The 22655-nt window shown below is 60.4% G+C and carries 21 protein-coding genes; 15 read left to right on the top strand and 6 right to left on the bottom strand.

Annotation, left to right across the window (positions count from 1 at the left end):
• Window positions 1–33: 33 nt before the first annotated feature.
• On the bottom strand, window positions 34–1404 hold the full coding sequence (dnaA, locus tag ACPW75_RS20725) for a chromosomal replication initiator protein DnaA (protein WP_005307141.1): 1371 nt from the start codon (window positions 1402–1404) through the stop codon (window positions 34–36).
• A 313-nt stretch (window positions 1405–1717) separates the two neighbouring features.
• On the opposite strand from dnaA, the gene ACPW75_RS20720 reads away from it, so the two are divergent.
• The 8 genes from ACPW75_RS20720 to mnmE all read left to right on the top strand — a co-directional run bounded on the left by ACPW75_RS20720 (window position 1718) and on the right by mnmE (window position 7993).
• Window positions 1718–2476 carry an amino acid ABC transporter substrate-binding protein gene (locus tag ACPW75_RS20720; RefSeq protein WP_077096336.1) on the top strand — a complete coding sequence of 253 codons (759 nt, stop codon included), beginning with the start codon at window positions 1718–1720 and terminating at the stop codon, window positions 2474–2476.
• A complete protein-coding gene (locus tag ACPW75_RS20715; protein ID WP_011707929.1) occupies window positions 2477–3145 on the top strand; it encodes an amino acid ABC transporter permease in 669 nt (222 codons plus the stop codon). It begins immediately after the preceding gene.
• A 12-nt stretch (window positions 3146–3157) separates the two neighbouring features.
• Complete coding sequence (locus ACPW75_RS20710) at window positions 3158–3892, top strand: amino acid ABC transporter ATP-binding protein (protein ID WP_016352407.1); 735 nt, start codon at window positions 3158–3160, stop codon at window positions 3890–3892.
• 269 nt (window positions 3893–4161) lie between these two features.
• Window positions 4162–4296, top strand: a complete 135-nt coding sequence (gene rpmH, locus ACPW75_RS20705; protein WP_005307156.1) for a 50S ribosomal protein L34 — start codon at window positions 4162–4164, stop codon at window positions 4294–4296.
• Window positions 4296–4655 carry a ribonuclease P protein component gene (rnpA, locus tag ACPW75_RS20700; protein WP_016352406.1) on the top strand — a complete coding sequence of 120 codons (360 nt, stop codon included), beginning with the start codon at window positions 4296–4298 and terminating at the stop codon, window positions 4653–4655. Before rpmH ends, rnpA begins: the two co-directional genes overlap by 1 nt.
• Complete coding sequence (yidD, locus tag ACPW75_RS20695) at window positions 4622–4870, top strand: membrane protein insertion efficiency factor YidD (protein ID WP_010635605.1); 249 nt, start codon at window positions 4622–4624, stop codon at window positions 4868–4870. Before rnpA ends, yidD begins: the two co-directional genes overlap by 34 nt.
• Window positions 4871–4875: 5 nt before the next feature.
• Window positions 4876–6522 carry a membrane protein insertase YidC gene (yidC, locus tag ACPW75_RS20690; RefSeq protein ID WP_011707925.1) on the top strand — a complete coding sequence of 549 codons (1647 nt, stop codon included), beginning with the start codon at window positions 4876–4878 and terminating at the stop codon, window positions 6520–6522.
• 109 nt (window positions 6523–6631) lie between these two features.
• Window positions 6632–7993, top strand: a complete 1362-nt coding sequence (mnmE, locus tag ACPW75_RS20685; protein ID WP_029302505.1) for a tRNA uridine-5-carboxymethylaminomethyl(34) synthesis GTPase MnmE — start codon at window positions 6632–6634, stop codon at window positions 7991–7993.
• Window positions 7994–8063: 70 nt separating this feature from the next.
• On the opposite strand, the gene fhuB is transcribed toward mnmE, so the two are convergent.
• The 5 genes from fhuB to ACPW75_RS20660 form a co-directional block, all read right to left on the bottom strand.
• A complete protein-coding gene (gene fhuB / locus ACPW75_RS20680) occupies window positions 8064–10046 on the bottom strand; it encodes a Fe(3+)-hydroxamate ABC transporter permease FhuB (protein WP_077096335.1) in 1983 nt (660 codons plus the stop codon).
• A complete protein-coding gene (locus ACPW75_RS20675) occupies window positions 10046–10969 on the bottom strand; it encodes an ABC transporter substrate-binding protein (RefSeq protein ID WP_077096334.1) in 924 nt (307 codons plus the stop codon). The genes fhuB and ACPW75_RS20675 overlap by 1 nt, the downstream gene beginning before the upstream one ends.
• An 18-nt stretch (window positions 10970–10987) precedes the next feature.
• Window positions 10988–11752 carry an ATP-binding cassette domain-containing protein gene (locus tag ACPW75_RS20670; protein WP_039214120.1) on the bottom strand — a complete coding sequence of 255 codons (765 nt, stop codon included), beginning with the start codon at window positions 11750–11752 and terminating at the stop codon, window positions 10988–10990.
• 22 nt (window positions 11753–11774) lie between these two features.
• On the bottom strand, window positions 11775–13433 hold the full coding sequence (locus tag ACPW75_RS20665; RefSeq protein ID WP_077096333.1) for a multidrug ABC transporter permease/ATP-binding protein: 1659 nt from the start codon (window positions 13431–13433) through the stop codon (window positions 11775–11777).
• Window positions 13434–13512: 79 nt separating this feature from the next.
• A complete protein-coding gene (locus tag ACPW75_RS20660) occupies window positions 13513–15621 on the bottom strand; it encodes a TonB-dependent siderophore receptor (RefSeq protein ID WP_179101426.1) in 2109 nt (702 codons plus the stop codon).
• Between the two features lie 383 nt (window positions 15622–16004).
• Here ACPW75_RS20660 and mioC point away from each other — a divergent pair, with 383 nt between their 5' ends.
• From mioC to atpB, 7 genes are all read left to right on the top strand, one after another.
• On the top strand, window positions 16005–16454 hold the full coding sequence (gene mioC, locus ACPW75_RS20655) for an FMN-binding protein MioC (RefSeq protein WP_029302499.1): 450 nt from the start codon (window positions 16005–16007) through the stop codon (window positions 16452–16454).
• Between the two features lie 509 nt (window positions 16455–16963).
• On the top strand, window positions 16964–18853 hold the full coding sequence (gene mnmG, locus ACPW75_RS20650) for a tRNA uridine-5-carboxymethylaminomethyl(34) synthesis enzyme MnmG (protein WP_016352399.1): 1890 nt from the start codon (window positions 16964–16966) through the stop codon (window positions 18851–18853).
• Window positions 18854–18873: 20 nt separating this feature from the next.
• Window positions 18874–19500, top strand: coding sequence for a 16S rRNA (guanine(527)-N(7))-methyltransferase RsmG (rsmG, locus tag ACPW75_RS20645; RefSeq protein WP_024946269.1), 627 nt, complete (start codon window positions 18874–18876; stop codon window positions 19498–19500).
• 26 nt (window positions 19501–19526) lie between these two features.
• The gene (locus tag ACPW75_RS20640) at window positions 19527–20330 is read left to right on the top strand and encodes a ParA family protein (protein WP_011707916.1); all 804 of its coding nucleotides are present in this window, start codon (window positions 19527–19529) and stop codon (window positions 20328–20330) included.
• Entirely contained in the window at window positions 20327–21235 is a 909-nt protein-coding gene (locus ACPW75_RS20635; protein WP_011707915.1) for a ParB/RepB/Spo0J family partition protein, read from the top strand. Before ACPW75_RS20640 ends, ACPW75_RS20635 begins: the two co-directional genes overlap by 4 nt.
• 190 nt (window positions 21236–21425) lie before the next feature.
• Complete coding sequence (locus ACPW75_RS20630) at window positions 21426–21836, top strand: ATP synthase subunit I (RefSeq protein WP_017410469.1); 411 nt, start codon at window positions 21426–21428, stop codon at window positions 21834–21836.
• A gap of 8 nt (window positions 21837–21844) precedes the next feature.
• Window positions 21845–22627, top strand: coding sequence for a F0F1 ATP synthase subunit A (gene atpB / locus ACPW75_RS20625; protein WP_011707913.1), 783 nt, complete (start codon window positions 21845–21847; stop codon window positions 22625–22627).
• Window positions 22628–22655 lie beyond the last annotated feature (28 nt).

Raw genomic sequence — 22655 nt, 5'->3', positions numbered from 1 at the left:
ATTCGAACTGCATCTGTCCACTCCGTTCCGTTGTCAGGAAGAAAGGGTACGGATCAGGTTGGAATAGTCTTCCTTGATGTCGTGACTCTCTTCCTTCAGCTGCTCGATCTTGCGGCAGGCATGAAGCACGGTAGTGTGGTCACGACCACCAAAGGCATCACCAATCTCCGGCAAGCTATGGTTGGTCAGCTCCTTGGCCAGCGCCATCGCCAGCTGGCGTGGGCGGGCAACGGAGCGGGAACGCCGCTTGGAGAGCAGATCCGCCAGCTTGATCTTGTAGTACTCCGCCACCGTCTTCTGGATGTTGTCGATGGTGACCAGCTTCTCCTGCAGCGCCAGCAGGTCGCGCAGCGCTTCGCGCACGAAGTCGATATTGATCGCCCGACCGGTAAAGTTGGCGTTGGCGATCACCCGGTTGAGGGCACCTTCCAGCTCGCGCACGTTGGAGCGCAGCCGCTTGGCGATGAAGAAGGCCACTTCGTCCGGCAGGTGGATCTGGTTCTCGTCCGCCTTGCGCATCAGGATCGCCACCCGGGTTTCCAGCTCCGGCGGTTCGATCGCCACCGTCAGGCCCCAGCCGAAGCGGGACTTGAGACGATCTTCCACCCCGTTGATCTCCTTCGGATAACGATCCGAGGTCAGGATGATCTGCTGGTTGCCTTCGAGCAGGGCGTTGAAGGTGTGGAAGAACTCCTCCTGGGAGCGCTCCTTGTTGGCAAAGAACTGGATGTCATCGATGAGCAGGGCATCGACGCTACGGTAATAACGCTTGAACTCTTCAATGGCGTTATTCTGCAGCGCCTTCACCATGTCCTGCACAAACCGTTCGGAGTGCATGTAGATGACCTTGGCGTCCTGCTTGCGCTCCTTGATGGCGTTGCCGACGGCATGCAGCAGGTGGGTTTTGCCCAGACCGGTGCCGCCATAGAGGAACAGCGGGTTGTAGGCCCCGCCCGGATTGTCGGCAACCTGACGGGCAGCCGCACGGGCCAACTGGTTGGACTTACCTTCGACGAAATTCTCGAAGGTATAGTTCACGTTGGTGTTGCTCTTGTGGTTCGGCTCGGGTTTGGCCTCGGCCTTGCTTTCCCAGCTCTTCTGCGAGTTATTCACAGGATCCGCACCCCGCGCTGGCGCTCTGGCGACCGCGACGGGATGGGGACGATTACCGATGTCAAAACGCAGAGTGGGGCCGTCGACCCCGCAGAGTTCATTGATGATGCCGTTCACCCGGATGAGATACTTGTCTCGAACCCAGTCCAGAACAAAGCGATTCGGTGCATACAGGGTCAGAGTATTGTCACTCAACTCCGCTTGAAGCGGCCGGATCCACATGCTGAATTCTGCCGAGGGCAACTCATCTTGCAGCCGGTTAAGGCACTGCTGCCATAGCGAAGCAGTCACTCTAAACTCCCGTCGATTGATTAACTAAAGACCGGCTATTCTACGTTTTTAGCGGCTGGATCTCTAGCCGCGACCTCGCGGATCCAGCAAATAAGATCCTTGACTTTCAAGGATCCAGCAACGCCGAATCCGATTTCATCCCCAAAGTTACCCACAGCCAGATCCATCGACACGGGCACCAAAGATCCAGACCTGAAGCGGTTATTTTATATAACCAAATATCATTTATTCTTTAGCTTTTATTCCAATAACATCAGCGCAAATCCAGTGTTTACAACTAAAAATACAGAACAACAGAGAGAGAGGAATCCCCATGACGTCATCCATCAAGCTGGTCTCCGGCGCTGCCATTTTGCTGGCCGCCCTGTCCGGTCAAGCCATCGCCCAGGAAACCATCAAGGTCGGCATGTCCGGCAAGTACTTCCCGTTCACCTTCGTCAAGCAGGACAAGCTGCAGGGCTTCGAGGTGGATATGTGGAACCAGATCGGTGAACGCACCGGCTACAAGGTCGAATTCGTGACCGCCAGCTTCTCCGGCCTGTTCGGCATGCTGGAAACCGGCCGCGTCGATACCATCTCCAACCAGATCACCATCACCGACGAGCGCAAGGCCAAGTACGCCTTCTCCCAGCCCTACGTCTATGACGGCGCCCAGATCGTGGTCCGCAAGGGCAACAGCACCATCCACGGCATCAAGGATCTGGAAGGCAAGAAGGTGGCGGTGAACCTGGGCTCCAACTTCGAAGAGCTGCTGCGCAAGAACGACCCGAACAAGAAGATCGACATCCGCACCTATGACTCCGCCTTCGAGCAGGATGTTGCCCTGGGCCGGATCGACGCCTTCGTGATGGACCGCGTCTCCACCGCCCAGCTGATCAAAGAGTCCAAGCTACCGCTGCAGCAGGCCGGCGCACCGTTCGAAACCATCGAGAACGCCCTGCCCTTCCTGAAGACTCCTGAAAAGCAGGCGCTGCTGAAGAAGGTCGACGATTCCCTCACCGCCATGCGCAAGGACGGTTCCCTGCGTCAGATCTCTGAAAAATGGTTCGCTTCCGACATCACCGACAAATAAATGATGGAATTTGACCTCGAATACACGCTGGGGCTGTTTCCCATCCTGCTCAAATATCTGGGCACCACGATGGAGATGGCCCTGTGGGGATTCGTCTTGGCACTCGTACTGTCGCTGGCCCTGGCGATAGTACGGGTGTTTCGCGTTCCCGTGATCCACTGGCTGGCGATGCTCTATATCTCGTTTTTCCGGGGTACACCGCTACTCGTCCAGCTGTTCCTGCTCTATTACGGGCTGCCGCAGCTGTTCCCCATCTTCGTGGGAATGGATGCCTTTACCGCCGCCATCGTCGGCCTGACCCTGCACTTCGCAGCCTACATGGCCGAATCGATCCGCGCCTCCATCATCGGCATCCACAAGAGCCAGATGGAAGCCGCCCTCAGTATCGGCATGAGCCGCTACCAGGCGATGCAGCGGATCATATTGCCGCAGGCGGCTCGCATCGCTACCCCGTCGCTGATGAACTACTTCATCGACATGATCAAGAGCACCTCGCTGGCCTTTACCCTGGGGGTGGCCGAGATCATGGGCAAGGCGCAGATGGAAGCCTCCTCCTCCTTCAAGTTCTTCGAGAGCTTCATGGCGGTGGCGCTGGTCTACTGGGTGGTGGTGATCTTCTTTACCCGCTTGCAGCATCTGCTGGAAGTCCGTCTCAACCGTGCCTATTAAAGGAGGGCCATCATGATCAAGTTAACCGGCCTGTCCAAGGCATATGACGGCAATCAGGTGCTGAACAGCATCGATCTGGAGGTGAAAAAGGGGGAGATAGTGGTCATCATCGGCCCCTCCGGCACCGGCAAGTCGACCCTGCTGCGCTGCCTCAACCTGCTGGAGACCCCGGATGCCGGCAGCCTCGCCATCGACGATCTGCAGCTCAACCTGGCCAGGGCCAGCGAGCAGCAGGCGATAGAGCTGCGCAAGCGGGCCTCCTTCGTGTTCCAGAACTACGCCCTGTTCGCCAACAAGACGGCGCTGGACAACATCGCCGAAGGGCTGATCACCGTCTGGAAACAGCCGAAGGCAGAGGCCCGTGCCACCGCCCTCGGCATCCTCAAAGACATCGGCCTCGCCGACAAGCAGGACGCCTATCCGGCTTCCCTGTCGGGCGGTCAGCAACAACGGGTCGGCATCGGCCGGGCCATGGCCGCACACTCCAAGGTGATCCTGTTTGACGAGCCCACGTCGGCGCTCGACCCCGAGTGGGTCGACGAGGTACTGGGCCTGATGAAGGAGCTGGCCCGCCAGCACCAGACCATGGTGGTGGTAACCCATGAGATTGAATTTGCTCGAGATGTTGCCGATCGGGTGATCTTCATGGAGGGGGGCCGGATCGTGGAACAGGGCCCGCCGGATCAGATATTGGTCGATCCGCAGGATCCCCGCACCCGGGAGTTCCTGCGCAAAGTGCTTAAATAGCTCTCTCTTTGGCGGCATTGCCGCCTTTTTTATTGGAGGATCCTTGTTAAACACCGGGTTGCCAGTATAATCCGGAGCCCTCGATCCTCTGGATCCTCACTGCCGGTTCGGGCCTTTGCAAGGTCAGGGCAGGAAGAGAGGGAACGGCGGATTGACTAAAAGCCGAACTCTGTTTAGAATTCGGCCTCTTTTGCTAGTCGTCACACGCTATAGCTGGCGCGTCGGCTAAGTGTGACAATCAAAACTGTACAGAAATACGGAATCGAATCATGAAACGTACTTTTCAACCGTCCAACCTGAAGCGCAAGCGCTCTCACGGTTTCCGCGCCCGCATGGCAACTGCCAACGGTCGTAAAGTTCTGGCCGCTCGTCGTGCCAAGGGTCGTGCCCGCCTGGTAGTCTAATGCCTACCCAGCACGCCTTTTCTCGGGAGTTACGTCTGTTAACTCCCGAACACTTCAAACGCGTTTTCGCCGAGCCTGTCCGGGCCGCTTCTCCGCAAATTACGCTTCTCGCCTGTCCCAATACCCTCGAACATCCTCGCCTTGGTCTCGCTGTGCCCAAAAAAGCACTCAAGCGTGCCGTCTGGCGCAACCGTGTAAAACGGGTGGTTCGGGAAAGTTTCCGCCTCAATCAGGCCAATCTGCCCGCTATCGACATCGTCGTGATCGCCAAGGCCGGTGTGAAAGAGATGGATAACGAGGAACTGTTCAAGTTACTGGAAAAGCTATGGCGCACTCTGTCACGCCGTTGCAATGGGTAGCTGTCAAACTGATACGCCTGTATCAGCTAATCATTAGCCCGCTGCTCGGGCCGCGCTGCCGTTTCACTCCGACTTGTTCCCAATTTGCGATAGAAGCAATCCGACTTCACGGTTTCATAAAAGGCGTTTGGTTAGCCAGCAAACGTCTATTAAAATGCCATCCCTTATCCGAGGGTGGTTATGACCCGGTTCCGCAACCAAAGCGAAGAAACTGAAGACTATGGAATCACAACGCAATCTCATCCTGATCGGTTTGCTGTTCGTGAGCTTTTTGCTCTGGCAACAGTGGGAGTCCGACAAGGCTCCGAAGCCGGCCCCGACTACCGTGGCCCAAACCGAACATTTCGTACCTGAAGCCGGTCAGACCGGTGATATTCCTCAGGTTTCCGAGCAAGCCAATGCGAACACCGCACGCAAGCTGATCACCGTCTCCTCCGACGTGCTCAAGCTGACCCTGGATACCCAGGGTGGCGACATCGTCTCTGCCGATCTGCTGGCCCACAAGCTGGAAGAAGGCAAGGATCAACCGTTCGTACTGCTGACCAGCCAACCTGAGCACCTCTACGTTGCCCAGAGCGGTCTGGTTGGTCGCAATGGTCCTGACAGCCAGGCCCAGGGTCGTCCCACCTACGAAGCCGCCCAGACCAGCTACCAGCTGGCCGATGGTCAGGATCAAGTCGTCGTACCGATGACCTGGACCGACAGCAAGGGCGTGGTCTTCACCAAGGAGTTCGTCCTCAAGCGTGGTGACTACGCCGTTGGCGTCGATTACAAGATCGACAACAAGTCCGCCGAGCCGGTCCAGGTACAGTTCTACGGTCAGCTGAAGCAGACCGTGACTACCCCGAAAGACCAGCAGGGTCATGCCATGGTGGCCAGTGCCTACCGTGGTGGTGCCTTCTCCAGCGAAGATACCCGCTACAAGAAGTACACCTTCGACGAGATGAAGGATGCCGACCTGAACAAGACCACCAAGGGTGGTTGGGTCGCCATGCTGCAACACTACTTCGTCTCTGCCTGGGCACCGAATGCCGACGATACCAACAGCTTCTACAGCCGCGTGATCCCTGGCAAAGACCAGGCCATCATCGGCTACAAGGCGCCGCTGGTTGACGTGGCTGCCGGCCAGCAAGCCGAAGTGACCAGCAAGCTGTGGGTCGGTCCCAAGCTGCAAGACCAGATGGCCAAGGTGGCAAACCACCTCGACCTGACCGTCGACTACGGCTGGCTCTGGTTCATCGCCCAACCGCTGCACTGGCTGCTGACCGTGTTCCACGGTTTCGTCCAGAACTGGGGTGTGGCCATCATCATGCTGACCCTGCTGGTACGCGGCATCATGTTCCCGCTGACCAAGGCCCAGTACACCTCCATGGCCAAGATGCGCATGCTGCAGCCCAAGCTGGCCGCACTGCGTGAGCGCTTCGGCGACGATCGCCAGAAGATGTCTCAGGGCATGATGGAGCTGTACAAGAAGGAGAAGGTCAACCCGCTGGGTGGCTGTCTGCCGATCCTGGTGCAGATGCCGATCTTCATCGCCCTCTACTGGGCACTGATGGAATCCGTTGAGCTGCGCCACGCGCCGTTCGCCCTGTGGATCACCGACCTGTCGGTGAAGGACCCCTTCTTCGTACTGCCGATCCTCATGGGTGCGTCCATGTGGTACCTGCAGAAGATGAGCCCGACCACCATCACCGACCCGATGCAGCAGAAAGTGATGCAGTTCATGCCGATCATCTTCACTTTCATGTTCCTCTGGTTCCCGGCAGGTCTGACCCTGTACTGGCTGGTGAGTAACGTCATCTCCATTACCCAGCAGACCATCATCTACCGTCAGCTGGAGAAGAAAGGCCTGCATACCCGCAGCTAATCGCTCCAGATGGCAAGATGGATAACAAAAGAGGCGGCCTTCGGGCCGCCTTTTTTATTACAATGACCCCACTGCTGTGAACCATCAGCGAACAAATGAGCCAAGCAAGATGACTACAGATACCATCGTGGCCCAGGCCACCGCCCCCGGCCGGGGTGGCGTCGGCATAGTCCGCGTCTCCGGTCCCGCCGCCGAACAGGTCGCCGAGATAGTGCTCGGCAAGCTCCCCCGGGTGCGTTATGCCGAATATCTGCCGTTCAGGGATGAGCAAGGCCAGCCGCTGGATCAGGGCATCGCCCTGCTGTTCAAGGCTCCCAACAGCTTCACCGGCGAAGATGTGCTGGAACTGCAGGGCCATGGAGGTCCGGTGATCATGGACATGCTGGTACGCCGCATCCTACAGATCAAAGGGCTGCGCCCTGCCCGCCCCGGCGAGTTCAGCGAACGCGCCTTCATGAACGACAAGCTGGATCTGGCCCAGGCCGAGGCCATCGCCGACCTTATCGAAGCTTCCAGCGAGCAGGCGGCCCGCAGTGCCATGCACTCCCTGCAGGGGCAGTTCTCCGGCAAGATCCAGCAGCTGGTGGAGAGCCTCACCCGGTTGCGTATCTATGTGGAGGCCGCCATCGACTTCCCGGACGAGGAGATCGATTTTCTCTCCGACGGCAAGGTGGCGGGCGATCTCTACGCCATCATGGCGGAGCTCGATGACGTACGCGGGGAAGCCAAGCAGGGCGCCCTGCTGCGGGAAGGGATGAAGGTGGTGATAGCCGGCCGCCCCAACGCCGGCAAATCGAGCCTGCTCAACGCCCTGGCCGGCCGCGAGTCGGCCATCGTCACCGAGATCGCCGGCACCACCCGCGACGTGCTGCGCGAGCACATCCATCTGGATGGCATGCCGCTGCACATCATCGACACCGCCGGCCTGCGCGATACCCAGGACAAGGTGGAGCAGATCGGCATCGAACGTGCCTGGGCCGAGATTGAGCAGGCCGATCGGGTGCTGTTCATGGTGGATGGCACCACCACGGCTGCGGTCGACCCGCGGGAGATCTGGCCGGAATTTGTTGATCGGTTGCCAAAAAAGATCGGCCTCACCGTGGTGCGCAACAAGGCCGACCTGACCGGCGAAGATCTGGCTCCGAGTCAGGAGCAGGGCCACGCCGTCTATCGCATCTCCGCCAAGACCGAGCTGGGGCTGCCCGCCCTGCGCGAGCACCTGAAGGCCTGCATGGGCTTCCAGGGCAACACCGAGGGGGGCTTCATGGCCCGCCGCCGCCACCTGGATGCGCTGGAGCGCGCCGCCGAACGGCTGCTGGTGGCCAAGGAGCAGCTGGAGGTGTTCGTGGCCGGCGAGCTGGTGGCCGAAGAGCTGCGCCTGGCGCAGGAGTCCCTCTCCGAGATAACCGGTGAGTTCAGCTCCGACGATCTGCTGGGTCGCATCTTCTCCAGCTTCTGCATCGGCAAGTAAGCCTGCACGGCAGGCAATGAAAAGCCCGGGTTCATCCCGGGCTTTTTTTGTGCATTTTTCATCCACCAACCTACAGGCGGCGTAGGCACCACATGAAGTAAGCGCCCCCTAACAAGGTGGAGACCAGCCCTACCGGTACCTCCTGCGGGAACAGGATCTGCTGGCCGATCCAGTCCGCTGACACCATCAGCAGGGCGCCGAAGACGGCGGCACCGAGCAGATGCCAGCGTGCCCGCACCAACCCCATCAGCTTGGCCATGTGCGGTGCCAGCAGACCGACGAAGGAGAGCGGTCCCACCACCAGGGTCGCGCTGGCGGTCAGCACGGCCACCAGCAGCAGGATGGCGAGCTGAGCCCGGTTGAGCCGAATGCCGAGCGCGGCGGCCACCGCCGGCCCCATCGGCAGCAGATCGAGCCAGCGACTGAGCAGCAGGCAGGCTGCCAGCAGCGTCAGCGCCAGCACGACCAACCCGCCGGCAATCGGCAGGGTGACGTAATAGGTGGAGCCGGACATCCAGGAGAGCAGTTGCTGCACCCGCAGGTCACCGTTGGCCAGCGCGATGGCCTGCAGCGGCTCGAACAGCGCCGTGATGGCGATGCCGGAGAGCAGCAGCCGCTCCGGCTGGAAGCCGTGGCTGCGATTGACCAGCAGCAACAGCAGCAGACAACCGAAGGCACCGAGCAGGCCGCCGGCCAGCATCATGGGCAGCGGCAGTGCGGGCAGCAGCAGCGCCGTGGCAATCACCCCCATGAAGGTGCCACCACTCACCCCCAGCAGCTCGGGGCTCGCCATGGGGTTGCTGCTGACCCGTTGCAGCAGGGTGCCCGCCAGCGCCAGCAGCATGCCCGCCGCACCGGCCGCCAGGGTGCGCGGCAGCCGCCACTCCAGCTGGGCCTGCCAGCGCAGCCAGCTCGGCCAGTGCCAGCCGTCCATCCCCTGTCCAAACAGCAGGGAGGCGATCACCGCCAATACCAGCCCCATCAACATCAGGCCGACAAGGCGGGCCGGTGCCGGGTGGCGGGCCACCAGCAGGGCAGCATTCGCCTTCGGCGTGCCCGATTTGATACCCAGGCGCGGGATCAGCCACAGCAGCAGTGGCGCCCCCAGCAGGGCCGTCATGGCACCGGTCGGGATGAGCACAGAGCCGCTGCGGCTCAGGGATTGCAGCAGCAGATCGGTAGCCGCCAGCAGCAGAGAACCCAGTACCGAGGCCCACAGCAGCCGCAGGGCCAGTTTTCTCACCCCCAGCAAGCGCACCAGGGCGGGCGCGGCCAACCCGATGAAGCCGATCAGCCCCACCACGCTCACCACGCAGGCGGTGACGAACACCGCCAGCCCCAGCCCGGCGAAACGCAGGTGTTGAAGGGAGACCCCCAGGCTGCGGGCGCTGGCATCATCCAGCTCCAGCACCGCCAGCGGGCGCACCAGCACCGCGGCCAGCACGCCGGCCAGCAGCAGACGGGGCAGCAGGTAGCTCACCCCGCTCCAGCTGTTCTGCACCAGCGAGCCACTGCCCCACACCAGCAAGCCTTTCAGCTCCTCCTGGAAGAACAGCAGAAGCCCCATGCTGATGGCCGCCAGATAGAGGTTGATCACCAGCCCGGCAAAAACGATGACCACTGGATTGAGCTGGCGACGCCAGGCCAGGGCAAACACTAGCCCCATGGCGAGGCTGCCGCCGGCCATGGCGATCCACTCCCGCCCCAGCAGCAGCCAGGAGGGAGCAAACAGGGTCACCATCATCAGCGCCAGCTGGGCGCCGGAGGCCACCCCCAGGGTGGTGGGCGAGGCCAGCGGGTTGCGCAGCACCTGCTGCATCAGGGTACCGGCCAGCCCGAAGGCGGCGCCGGCCAGCAAGCAGATGGCAAGACGAGGCAGCCAGCTGAAGTGGACCACCGCCTGACTGGCATCGGTCAGATCTGGCGACAGCAGGGCCGCCAGCCAACGCGCCACCGGCAACTGACCGGCCAGCTCCCAACCGGCTAGCGCCAGCGTCAGCCCCAGCAGCAGGCTGACGGGAAGCCGCAGCGGCGACGGAAAAATCCGGTTCATCACAACCCCTCCCCGCTTTGCCCATCCTGCTGCAGCGCAGTACTGAGCTGCACGGCGAAGCGACGCGCCGCCAGCACGCCACCAAAACTCCACACCGCGGGCAGATGCAGCACGGCCGCCGCCCTCACCTGTGGCAGCTGCTGCCACAGACCGGGCTCCTGCAGCCGCTCGCTCACCCCGACCGGGATCGGATCGACCACCACCAGCCGCGCTTGCGGCAGCGCCATCAACTGCTCCAGGCTGGCCACGGCAAAGCCCCAGGCATTGGTTTCCCCCTGCCAGCCATTGCGCAGGCCGAGCCGCTGCATCACCGCCGCGAACAGGCTGTGGCGGCCAAATACCCGCACATGGCGCTCATCGATGAACTGCACAACCAGCAGGGGCGGCAGATCTTCGGGTAATGTGGCCCGCATCTGAGCCAGATCCTGGTCCAGCCTGGCCAGCAGTTGCTCGGCCTCGGCGGTCTTGTTCACCAGTGCGGCGATGGTCAGGGTCGCCTCGTGCAGCCGCTGCCACAGATCGACATCCGGTTCGTAGAGCGCGATGGATTGCACCGGCGCGATGCGGGAGAGGGTCGGCGCCAGCGGGGCCGCCAGCGGCGAGATGAGGATGCGATCGGGTTTCAGCTCGGCCAGCAGCTCGCGGTTGGGCTGGGCGCGCTGGCCGATATCCACCACGGCGGCCGGCAGCAGCGGTTCGCCGACCCAGGCGCGGTAGGAGCCGACATCCCCCACCGCCAGCGGCGTCACCCCGAGTGCCAGCAGGGTTTCGGCTATGGTCCAGTCGACGGTGGCAATGAGGGGTACCGACTTCACAGCATCGGCTTGAGGGTGGTCTGCTGCGGCAAGCATCACTGGCTCGGCCTGCAACATGAGCGGAGCCAAGAGGCAGCAGAACCAGCCAACTTTCTTGAATAAGAGCATCGAGATAACAAGCCTTATCTAAACGATGGCGATGGCGTGGTCATGGGCCGGGTGGCGAATGACCTCCATCGGTATGCCATAAATGGCGTGCAGGGTCTCGCCGGTCATGATCTGCTCGGGTTCGCCGTGGGTGAGCAGGCGGCCGGAGTGCAGCGCCACCAGCCGATCGCAGAAACGGGAGGCCATGTTGATGTCGTGAATGACGATGATGACCCCGAGCTTGAGCTGACGGCTCAACTGCTTGACCAGCGTGAGCACCTCCACCTGATGGGCTACGTCCAACGCGGCCAGCGGCTCGTCCAGCAGGATGAAACGGCTCTCCTGGGCCAGCAGCATGGCCAGCCACACCCGCCCCCGCTCGCCGCCGGAGAGCGTATCCACCAGCCGGTCGGCAAAGCGTTCGGTATGGGTCAGCGCGATGGCCCGTTCGACCTGGCGGTGATCCTCCACCCCCATCCGGCCCAGCAGGCCGCGCCAGGGGTAGCGACCCATCTCCACCAGCTCCCGCCCGAGCAGGTTTTCGGCGCTCGGCAGATGCTGGGGCAGATAGGCCACCTGACGGGCGAAGTCGCGCGCCCCCCACGCCGGCAGCGGCTTGTCATCGAACCGGATCTCGCCGTCACTGAGCGGCTGCTGACGTGCCAGCAGCTTGAGCAGGGTGGATTTGCCCGAACCGTTGTGGCCGATGAGGCCATAGACCTTGCCCTGCTCAAAACAGAGATCGGTGGGGTGCAGCAGCGTGCGGTCATTGACCGCGAAGCTGGCTGATTTCATCTCAAACATAAGCGGTTCCTGTTGGCCGGGTTCAAACCGGCACCTCTGCATTCAAGTCACAATCCAGATGGGCGACCGCATCGCGGCTCACCTGCTCGCGCCGCTCGCCGGTCAGCTCGCTGAGCCGGCCCTGGCGCATCTCCAGCAGCCGGTCGGCCTGGGAGAAGTAGAGATCGTCGTGGCTGATGGCGATCACGGTCTTGCCCATCTCCTTCAGGCGCGGCAGCAGCAGCTGATAGAAGATGCGGCGGAACTGGGGATCCTGATCCGCGGCCCACTCGTCAAACAGCATCACCTCGCGCTGCTCGGCCAGCGCCAGCAGCAGGGCGACTCGCTTGCGCTGCCCCTGGGAGAGGTCGATATCGGCGATGAAGCCATCTTCGATGGTGAGCTTGCTGCCCATCTGCAGCCGCTCCAGCCACTCGGCCACCAGCTCATCCTTGGGTTCCGGCCCCAGCAGGTGCTGGAACAGGTGATAGTCGGTGAAAATGGCGGAGAAGAGCGCCAGATAGGCGTTGCGATCGGTGACCGGCTCCCCATCCAGCAGGATCCGGCCCGATACCGGTTGATAGAGGCCGGTCAGCAGCATGGCCAGGGTCGACTTGCCGGAGCCGTTGCCACCGATGATGAAGATCTGCTCCCCCTTTTCGATGACCAGATCGATAGGGCCGACGGCAAAGCCGCCCTCCCCCTGATAGTGAAAGATCACCTGCTCCAACTCGATGCGCTGCCAGGCGCGGGGCGCGGACGGCAGCGGGAAGTCGGCGTCCGGCGCGGCCAGATTGAGGGCCGCAATCTTGTCGAACGCCACCTGGGCAGAGAGCAGGGTCGGCAGGGCGCCAATGCCCTGCAGCAAGGGGGTACGCAAGAACAGCAGGGTCAGCGCGAAGGTGGCGGCCACCCGGGTGTCGGCCCAGCCCAGTCCGTTGGCCAGGAAGAAGACCAGGCCGATGGCCCCCAGCATCATGATATTCGACCAGTTCACCGCGCTCAGGTGATAGGTGTCGGCACGGATGATCTGCTGGCGGTACTCCTGCGCATTCTGCTGATAAAGCTGGTGGTAGACGAAGTGGGCACGCTCGCGGTTGAGCGCCAGCTCCTTGCTGCCGGCGATGATGGCCTGATAGTTCTGATAGAGCCGATCCTCGGCCTGACGCATGTGGGAGAGATGACGATAGACCCGGTTCACCAGCAGCCAGCCCACCACCATGGTGAAGGTGACCCAGAGCGTGGTGACGCCAAGCAGGGCCGGCGACAGCCAGCCGAGGTAGAGGGCCGACCCCAAGGTGAGCACCAGCCCCTGCACCAGCTCCGGCAGGCGCACGAAGGCGATGGTGATCTGGCCGATGTCGCTGGAGAGGGAGGCCAGCAGCGGCCCCTGGCCAATCTGGCGCAGACGGGCGACATCGGTATCCAGCAACTGCTTGAGCAGGCGGCCGCGCAGCCGGTAGACGAAATGATGGCCGAGGGTGGTCAGCGCCAGCTGAGAGCCGAGCGTGATCACCAGCAGCAATAAAATGAGGCCGATCAGCTGACCGAGCACCGGCAGCGGATCGCCGACGGATTCAACGAGAGGCTGATTGATAAAGGCAATGACACCAATCCCGCTGACGGCACTGAGCAGGCTGAGCAGGGTAATGGCGATGAAGGGCCAACGATATTGGCGATAAACCAGAGACAAGAGTTCCATAACGGACCGGTATTCCAGAGAGATCAGAGCAACTGCAGGTGAAAAGAAGGGCGGGAACCCGGTTCCCGCCCCACTTCGATTACCAGCGGTAGTTGATGCTGCCCACTACGCTGCGCGGCTCGCCGTAGTAGCAGTAGTAGTCGCAGCTGGCCACGTAGGTATCACCCAGCAGGTTGTTGACATTGAGCTGAGCCCGCCAGTTCTTGGCAAAGTCATACCCGATCATCGCATCCCATACGGTATGGGCCGGCACCTCGGCCGAGCCATAGATGGGGGTGTAATCCGCATTCACGGCACCGATGCCGACGCTGGAGCCGACGTAGCGCACGCCGCTACCCAGTTCCAGACCGGAGACCGGACCCTGCTGCACCTTGTAGTTGCCCCAGAAGGAGGCCTGGTGGCGCGGGATCAGACTGGCACGGCGATCGCCCTTGCCGGTGTCGTTGGTCTTGGCATCGGTATAGGTGTAGGCGGCAGTCAGGCGCAGCGCCTCGGTGGCCTGCACGCTCCCTTCCAGCTCGACGCCCTGGGAGGTCACTTCACCGGCCTGGGTCTGCTGGCCGGAACCGGTGGAGACCAGCGAGTTGGTCTGCTCCAGATCGAACAGGGCCAGGTTGATGTAGCCATCGAGGAAACTCGGCGCGTACTTGACGCCGGTCTCGTACAGGGTGCCCTTGAGCGGCTTGTAGGATTGGCTGGTGTTGGGGTCGATCCCCGGCAGCACCTCGAACGACTCGGCATAGGCAATATAAGGAGAGAGACCGTTGTCGGCCAGGTACATCAGGCTGCCGGAGAGGGAGAGCTCGTGATCATACTGCTTCTCGTTCTTGCCCTTGGCTTCGCTGATGTTGTGGGTCTCCACGTAGTCGAAGCGACCACCGCCGGTCAGCAACCAGCGATCGTCCCAGCGGATCTGGTGCTGGGCGTAGAGACCGCTCTGGCCCTTGGTGCTCTTCTGGTGGGTGGCGGTGGATTCATCAAAACCGGGGAAGCCGCTGTAATCCGGGTTCATGGTATTGATGGAGCCCATGCCGTAGTTGTCGGCTTCCTGGCCTTCATTGACATGGCGCTGCAGATCCACCCCCAGCAGCAAGGTCTGTTCCGTACTGTCGGTGTTCCAGTAACCCACCATCTGGTTGTCCATGGTGGCGCTCTTGGTGGTGCCATCGCGATAGACCAGGCCGCGGAAGGCGGTAGTGCCTTCATAGGTCGGGAATATATAGGTCTGGCGCAGCAGCAGATCGTTGTAGTTGAAGCGGACGTTCTGCTTGAACTCCCAGGTCTGGTTGAGCTGGTGGGCCAGCTCGTAACCGGTGGAGATCTGGGTGTTACGGTTGCGATCGTAATCCGGCTGGCTCAGGTTGGTGCTGGGATCGATCTGGCCACCGCTGGTATTGAGGGTGCCGTAAACCGGGAAGAAGCCGTTGGTCGGCACCCCTTCGTCGTGCAGGAAGCTGGCCAGCAGGGTCAGGCTGGTGCGATCCGAGAGATCGAAGGTCACGCTCGGCGCCAGATAGACGCGATCGTTGTAAGTGCCATCCAGCACGCCGTCACGCTCTTTATAGAGAGCAACCATGCGGTAGCGGCTGTTGTCGGTCAGCGCATCGGAGACATCCACCCCGATCTGGCGGTGATCCCGGCTGCCGAGCTGCAGATCCAGCAGCCCCTGCGGGGCGGCGGTAGGCCGCTTGCTGATGGCATTGATCACGCCTCCGGGAGGCGCCTCGCCGTAGAGGATCGAGGCTGGTCCTTTCAGCACTTCCACGCTCTCCAGGCCGAACGGCTCCGGCGTCCAGACATAGTAACCGGTGCCGAACAGGCGGTTGCCGTCCAGATAGGAGGCGGCATCGAAGCCACGCACCTTGAACCAGTCGGTATTGTTGTCGGAGCCATAGAGGCCGCTGAGCACGCCGGAGCGGTAGCGCAGGGACTCGTCAAGCTGCTGCACGGCGTGCTGATCCAGGTCCTCGCGGTTGACCACGGAGACGGCGCGAGGCGTCTCGGCCATCGGCACTTCCACCTTCATGGCGGTGCCGGTGACCAGCATGGTCTCGCTGGCCTTGAGCAGTTCTTTCGGTGGTTCGGCCGCCAGCACGGGCAGGCTGGCCAACAGGCAGGAGAGCGGCAACAGTTGCTGTGCGCCTCTCTTTCGCATTGCTGCGATGGGGGTGTCTTTTTGCGCAATCATAGTAAGTGTCTCAAATATCAATGAGTTGTTTCTGATTTCTTATTATTGGTGCCCGGTCATGCCGGTAGCCCGGTTCCTCAGGCGAATAAAGCAGCGACATGCTACTACAGGAGCCATGATCGAATCGATTCAATAATTGCTAATCATTTGCATCTGCATTGTTACTTAACGTATCAAGGCGTCGATTGAGCAGCATATGAAGAGGGGGAGCAGATCTTTTTCTGCCAGTCGGCAAGAAGGTGTCAACGGAGCGCCGGGGATCCCCATTGATGGGCAAAAAGCACCGAGGATCCATTATCCCCAAGCTTTATCCATATTTATCCACACCCTTTGGCGGTAGAATCCGGCTTTTCCTCGCTTTGCCAGAAATCAGGATCCATTACATGGCCAAACTCAATCTCGTCGTCGGTTCCATGCTGGGAGCCGCCGAATATGTTGCAGATCACGTCGCCAGCTTGCTGGAACAGGCAGGCCATCAGGCCGAGATCCACAATCCGGCCAGCCTGGCCGAGGTGCTCGCCGAGCCCGAAGCCATACTGCTGGTGGTCACCTCCACCCACGGCGCCGGCGATGTGCCGGACAACCTGCAGCCCTTCGCCAAGGATCTTGCCGAGCAGCATCCGGATCTTAAAACATTGAAATATGGCGTGATCGCGCTGGGTGACAGCAGTTATGACACCTTTTGCCAGGGCGGCAAGACGCTGGATCGACTGCTGGCCGAGTGCGGCGCCAGCCGGATTGGAGATCGTCTCGACATCGACGTGACCCAGCACGAGATCCCGGAAGATGCCGCTGAAGGCTGGATCCGGGACTGGCTGGCATTGATCGCCTGAACGGGAGCGGGAGATCCGGTAAAAAAGGCCTTGATCTCCCCGCTTATCCCCAGATCGCTATCCACCAGGTTATTAACAGATGGATCCGGATAAGTTGTTCTACGCCGTTACCCACAACGACGCCGAGAAATGTGTATAACTATGGTGTAAAACTCTGTAAAACCTATAGTTATCCATGTATGAGATCCAGAGCGGCAAGCCTCTGTGCATAAAAACCCTTGTTATCCCCCAGTTCACGGGGCCAGGATCCAAGCTTTTCCACAACCTGGGATCGTCTTTAACACGATGATCTTTATGATCAAAAAGTGCTTATCAACAGAAGTGGCGGATCCTAATAAAAGATCCAATAAAAGATCGATCTAAAGATCCTTAAGATCTATTTAGTGGATCCTCCCTCCATACTGAACGCTAAGTAGACGTTCCCCTCAGGGCGTGAAACAGATAGAATGTTCCGCCCTTCAGCCCAGGCAAATAAAGATCTTCAGGCGTGCAGATCAAGGTGATCCCCAATGCAATACCATGAACAATTTGATGTGATCGTCGTTGGCGGCGGTCATGCAGGAACCGAAGCAGCAACAGCGGCAGCCCGGATGGGGCTGAATACCCTGTTGCTGACCCACAATATCGATACGCTGGGACACATGTCCTGTAATCCGGCGATCGGCGGGATCGGCAAGGGACACCTGGTCAAGGAAGTAGATGCCCTCGGCGGGATCATGGCGCGCGCCATCGATCTTGGCGGGATCCAGTTCCGCACCCTCAACTCCTCCAAAGGACCGGCAGTGCGCGCCACTCGTGCCCAGGCGGATCGCCTGCTGTACAAGGCCGTCGTACGCCAGATGCTGGAGAACTACCCCAACCTGAAGATCTTCCAACAGGCCTGTGACGATCTGATCATGGACGGGGATCGGGTTGCCGGCGTGGTGACCCAGAGCGGGATCCGCATCAGTGGCAAGACGGTAGTACTGACCGTCGGCACCTTCCTGAACGGCCTGATCCACATCGGGATGGAGAACTACAAGGGCGGCCGCGCCGGGGATCCTCCCTCGATCGCTCTCGCCCAGCGCCTGCGGGAACTGCCGCTGCGCATCGATCGCCTCAAGACCGGCACTCCGCCGCGCATCGATGCCCGCAGCGTCGATTTATCGGTGATGCAGGCCCAGTACGGCGACGATCCGCGCCCGGTCTTCTCCTTCATCGGCGACGCCAGCCAGCACCCGCGTCAGGTGCCCTGCTACGTTACCCATACCAACGAGCGCACCCACGAGGTGATCCGCAACAACCTGGATCGCAGCCCCATGTACGCCGGGGTGATCGAGGGGATTGGGCCGCGTTACTGCCCGTCGATCGAGGACAAGATCACCCGTTTTGCCGACAAGACGGCGCACCAGATCTTCGTCGAGCCGGAAGGCCTGACCACCCACGAACTCTACCCGAACGGGATCTCCACCAGCCTGCCGTTCGACGTGCAGGTGCAGATCGTCCGTTCCGTGCGCGGCTTCGAGAATGCCCACATCACCCGTCCCGGCTACGCCATCGAGTATGACTTCTTCGATCCGCGGGATCTCAAGGCCAACATGGAGAGCAAGTGCATTCCAAACCTGTTCTTCGCCGGCCAGATCAACGGCACCACCGGCTATGAAGAGGCGGCCGCCCAGGGTCTGCTGGCCGGTCTGAACGCCGGTCTGCGGGCGCAGGAGAAAGATGCCTGGCATCCGCGCCGGGATCAGGCCTACATCGGCGTGATGATGGACGATCTCTCCACCCTGGGGACTCGCGAGCCCTACCGCATGTTCACCAGTCGCGCCGAATATCGCCTGCTGCTGCGCGAAGACAACGCCGATCTGCGTCTGACCGGCATCGGCCGTGAACTGGGTCTGGTGGACGACGAGCGCTGGGGCAAGTTCAACGCCAAGATGGAGCAGGTGGAGCAGGAGCGTCAGCGCATGCGCTCGACCTGGATCCACCCGCAGCATCCGTCGCTGGAGGCGGTCAATGCTCTGGTCAACACCCCGTTGACCCGCGAGCAGAGCCTGGAAGAGCTGCTGCGTCGCCCCGAGGTGACCTATGAGGCCCTGATGGCTATCGAGGGGGTCGGTCCGGCCCTGCCCGATACGGCAGCCGCCGATCAGGTGGAGATCCAGATCAAGTACGCCGGCTACATCGAACGCCAGCACGACGAAGTGGAGAAGCAACTGCGCAACGAGAACACCTTGTTGCCGCTGGACATGAACTACCGCGACGTCAACGGCCTCTCCAACGAGGTGATCGCCAAGCTCAACGATGCCAAGCCGCAGACCATAGGTCAGGCGTCCCGCATCTCAGGCATCACCCCGGCGGCCATCTCCATCCTGCTGGTTCATCTGAAAAAACACGGCCTGCTGCGTAAAACCGCCTGAGGATCCTACCGTTGCAAAACATGCTGGAAAGATTGAACGGCCTGCTCATGCAGGCCGGAATTGTTATCACCGATACCCAAAAGACCCAGTTGGTTCAGCTTGTCGAGTTGCTGCACAAGTGGAACAAGGCTTACAATCTCACCTCGGTACGAGATCCGGACGCCATGCTGGTCAAGCATATCCTCGACAGCCTGGTGGTGAGCCAGCACCTGCACGGTGAGCGCTTCATCGATGTGGGCACCGGCCCGGGCCTGCCCGGCCTGCCGTTGGCGATCATCAACCCGGACAAGCAATTCGTGCTGCTGGACAGCTTGGGCAAGCGGATCAACTTCATCCGCCAGGTGATCCTGGAGCTGGGCTTGACCAACGTGACGCCGGTCAAATCCAGGGTCGAGGAGTATCAGCCCGAGGTCGGATTTGACGGTGTGCTGAGCCGGGCATTCGCCTCGCTGGAAGACATGCTGAACTGGTGTCACCATCTGCCGTCGGCCCAGGGCAGCTTCCTGGCGCTCAAGGGACAATTCCCCGAGCAGGAGCTGGCCCAGTTGCCCGCCAACATCCATCTGGTCGCCTCCCATCAACTGGTGGTGCCGGAGCTGGAAGGCGAACGTCATCTGCTGGAATTCAAACATATCCAGCCCGAATAGGGTCGCAGTTTCATTTAGGGGACAGTGTGGGAAAAGTCATCGCCATAGCCAACCAGAAGGGTGGAGTGGGTAAAACCACCACCTGTGTGAACTTGGCCGCCTCCATGGCCGCTACCCGCCGCAAGGTGCTGGTGATCGATCTGGATCCGCAGGGCAATGCCACCATGGGCAGCGGTGTCGACAAGTACGACGTCGAGCGCACCGCCTATGAGCTGCTGATCGAGGATGCCCCCATCGGCGAGGTGATCATCCCCGAAACCTCCGGGGGCTATCACCTGATCGCCGCCAACGCCGACGTGACCGCAGCCGAAATCCGGCTGATGGAATTCTTCGCCCGCGAGATCCGCCTGCGCAATGCGCTGGCCTCGGTACGAGACAAATACGACTACGTCTTCATCGACTGCCCGCCTTCTCTCAACATGCTGACCGTCAACGCCATGGCTGCCGCCGACTCCGTGCTGGTGCCCATGCAGTGCGAATACTATGCGCTGGAAGGGCTTACCGCCCTGGTCGACACCATCAGCAAGCTGGCAGCAGTGGTCAACCCGGAGCTGAAGATCGAGGGGGTGCTGCGCACCATGTTCGATCACCGCAACCGGTTGGCCAATGATGTGTCCGATCAGCTTAAACAGCACTTCGGGGACAAGGTCTATCGCACCATCATTCCCCGCAACGTAAGACTGGCTGAGGCGCCGAGCTTCGGTGCGCCGGCCATGCACTATGACAAATCATCGGTGGGCGCCAAGGCCTATCTGGCTCTGGCTGGCGAGATCCTGCGCCGTCAGGAGCAGGAACGTCAGGTGACCATCGCAGACCGAGAGAGCATATGACGCCGAAAAAACGTGGGCTGGGCAAGGGGCTGGACGCTCTGCTCAGCACCAGCACGGCCGCGCGCCAGAAACAGGTGATGAGCGACCAGCGCACTGAGCAGGCCATGGCCCCGACCAACCAGGGCGAGCTGCGCAAGCTGCCGGTGGAGTGGCTGCAATCCGGCAAGTACCAGCCGCGCAAGGATATGTCGCAGGATGCGCTGGAAGATCTGGCCAACTCCATCCGTGCCCAGGGGGTGATCCAGCCCATCGTGGTGCGTCCGCTCGGCGAGCACTCCTTCGAAATCATCGCCGGTGAGCGGCGCTGGCGCGCCTCCCAGCTGGCCCGCCTCGAGGTGGTGCCCTGCCTGGTCAAGGACGTGCCCGACGAGGCGGCCGTCGCCATCGCGCTGATTGAGAATATCCAGCGCGAGGATCTCAATGCCATCGAAGAGGCGGTCGCCCTGCAGCGGCTGCTGACCGAATTCGAACTGACCCACCAGCAGGTGGCCGAGGCGGTGGGCAAGTCCCGCACCACGGTCACCAATCTGCTGCGCCTCAATCAGCTCAACGACGACGTGAAGCGCTTCGTCGAGCACGGCGACCTCGACATGGGTCATGCCCGTGCCCTGCTGGCCCTGAGCGGCCAGGCACAGTCCGAACTGGCGAAACTGGTGGCCCAGAAGGGGCTGACAGTGCGAGATACCGAGAAGCTGGTGCAAAAAGCGCTGGAACCGGCAAAAGCCAAGGTCGAGCCCGTCCGTGATCCCCAGTTTGGTTATCTCGAGCGCCAGATTTCAGAAAAAATTGGCAATCAGGTACAACTTCAGCCGGGAAAACAGGATAGCGGTAAGTTAGTAATAAGTTACGAGAACTTGGCGGATTTGGACCGGGTATTGGGCTATTTTGGCCTGTCAGAAACGTGATTTTTACGCTTTTTGTAGTAATAAAACATCCATTCCTTTTGATATGAACATAACCTTAATTCTGTGCGGAAAGCCGCAAAAATTAAGGATTTTTGCCATGTTGCAATAGCTGTCTTCAAGGGTATAATTTGACCGGCTTTTTGGGCTGTAAACGCGGGGTCTTCGGATCCCGATTTTTTACAGTTCTGTAATGTTCAGGGGTAGGTTGGTGAAGCAGAAAATAGCCTTGGAAGGTTTAACGCTGGCCTTGGCTATGCTCGTTTGTCAGCTCGTCCTGATCCTGGCGATCAGTACCGTCTGGTTTTACCAGACCGGTGCGTTTGCCGGACGCTCCTCCCTCTTCGGGGGGGGCATGTACTGGGTTCCTCAAGCCCTGTTCACGCTCTGGGTTCTGCGCCGCAAGGTGACGAAGGAGAGTGTGGGCCTGGTTCTGCGGGACTTTTATGGTGGGGCAGGGATTAAGCTCATTACTACAACAGGACTTTTCGCCCTGATGTTTGGCGCCGGGATCGAGGTCGATACCGTCTCGTTCTTCGCCACTTATATCCTCGCCCTCGTTGTACAGTGGATAGTCTCATTCACGCTTAACAACCACTATTAGGAAAACTCATGTCTGCAACCGGAGAAGTCCTGACTCCTCAGGGATATATCTCCCACCATCTGACCCATCTGCAAGTCGGGTCTGGGTTCTGGACGGTGAATATCGATTCCATGATATTTTCCGTCTTGCTAGGCGCTCTGTTTATCTGGTCGTTCCGCCGTGTCGCCGTCAAGGCTACCAGTGGTGTGCCCGGCAAACTGCAGTGCTTTGTGGAGATGCTGGTCGAGTTTGTGAGTGGTAACGTCAAGGACATCTTTCACGGTCGTAACAAGGTCATCGCACCTTTGGGCCTGACAGTGTTCGTGTGGATCTTTCTGATGAACCTGATGGATCTGATCCCCGTTGACTTTATCCCCCACGCTGCACAGTTGATGGGTGTTCCCTATCTGCGTGTGGTTCCCTCTGCTGACGTTAACATCACCATGTCCATGGCTTTGGGCGTGTTCTTCTTGATCCTGTACTACAGCATCAAGGTCAAGGGTATCGGCGGGTTCGTGAAGGAGCTGACGCTTCAGCCTTTCAACCACCCGGCGGCCATCCCGGTTAACCTCATCCTGGAAACTGTTACGCTGATTTCCAAACCTGTTTCTCTGGGTCTTCGACTGTTCGGCAACATGTATGCTGGCGAACTGATCTTTATCCTGATTGCGGGTTTGCTACCCTGGTGGTCACAGTGGATCCTGTCCGTGCCTTGGGCAATTTTCCACATCCTGATCATCACTTTGCAGGCGTTTATCTTCATGGTGCTGACCATCGTCTATCTGTCGATGGCACAAGAAGACCATGGTTGATGCAACTCAAATAATCCTTTTTATACAA

It is taken from the genome of Aeromonas sp. FL131 (assembly GCF_049860615.1).
Taxonomy (GTDB): Bacteria; Pseudomonadota; Gammaproteobacteria; order Enterobacterales; family Aeromonadaceae; genus Aeromonas; species Aeromonas hydrophila.
Note: the sequence above shows the minus strand (reverse complement) of the source record. Positions and strands in the feature narration are given on the sequence as shown.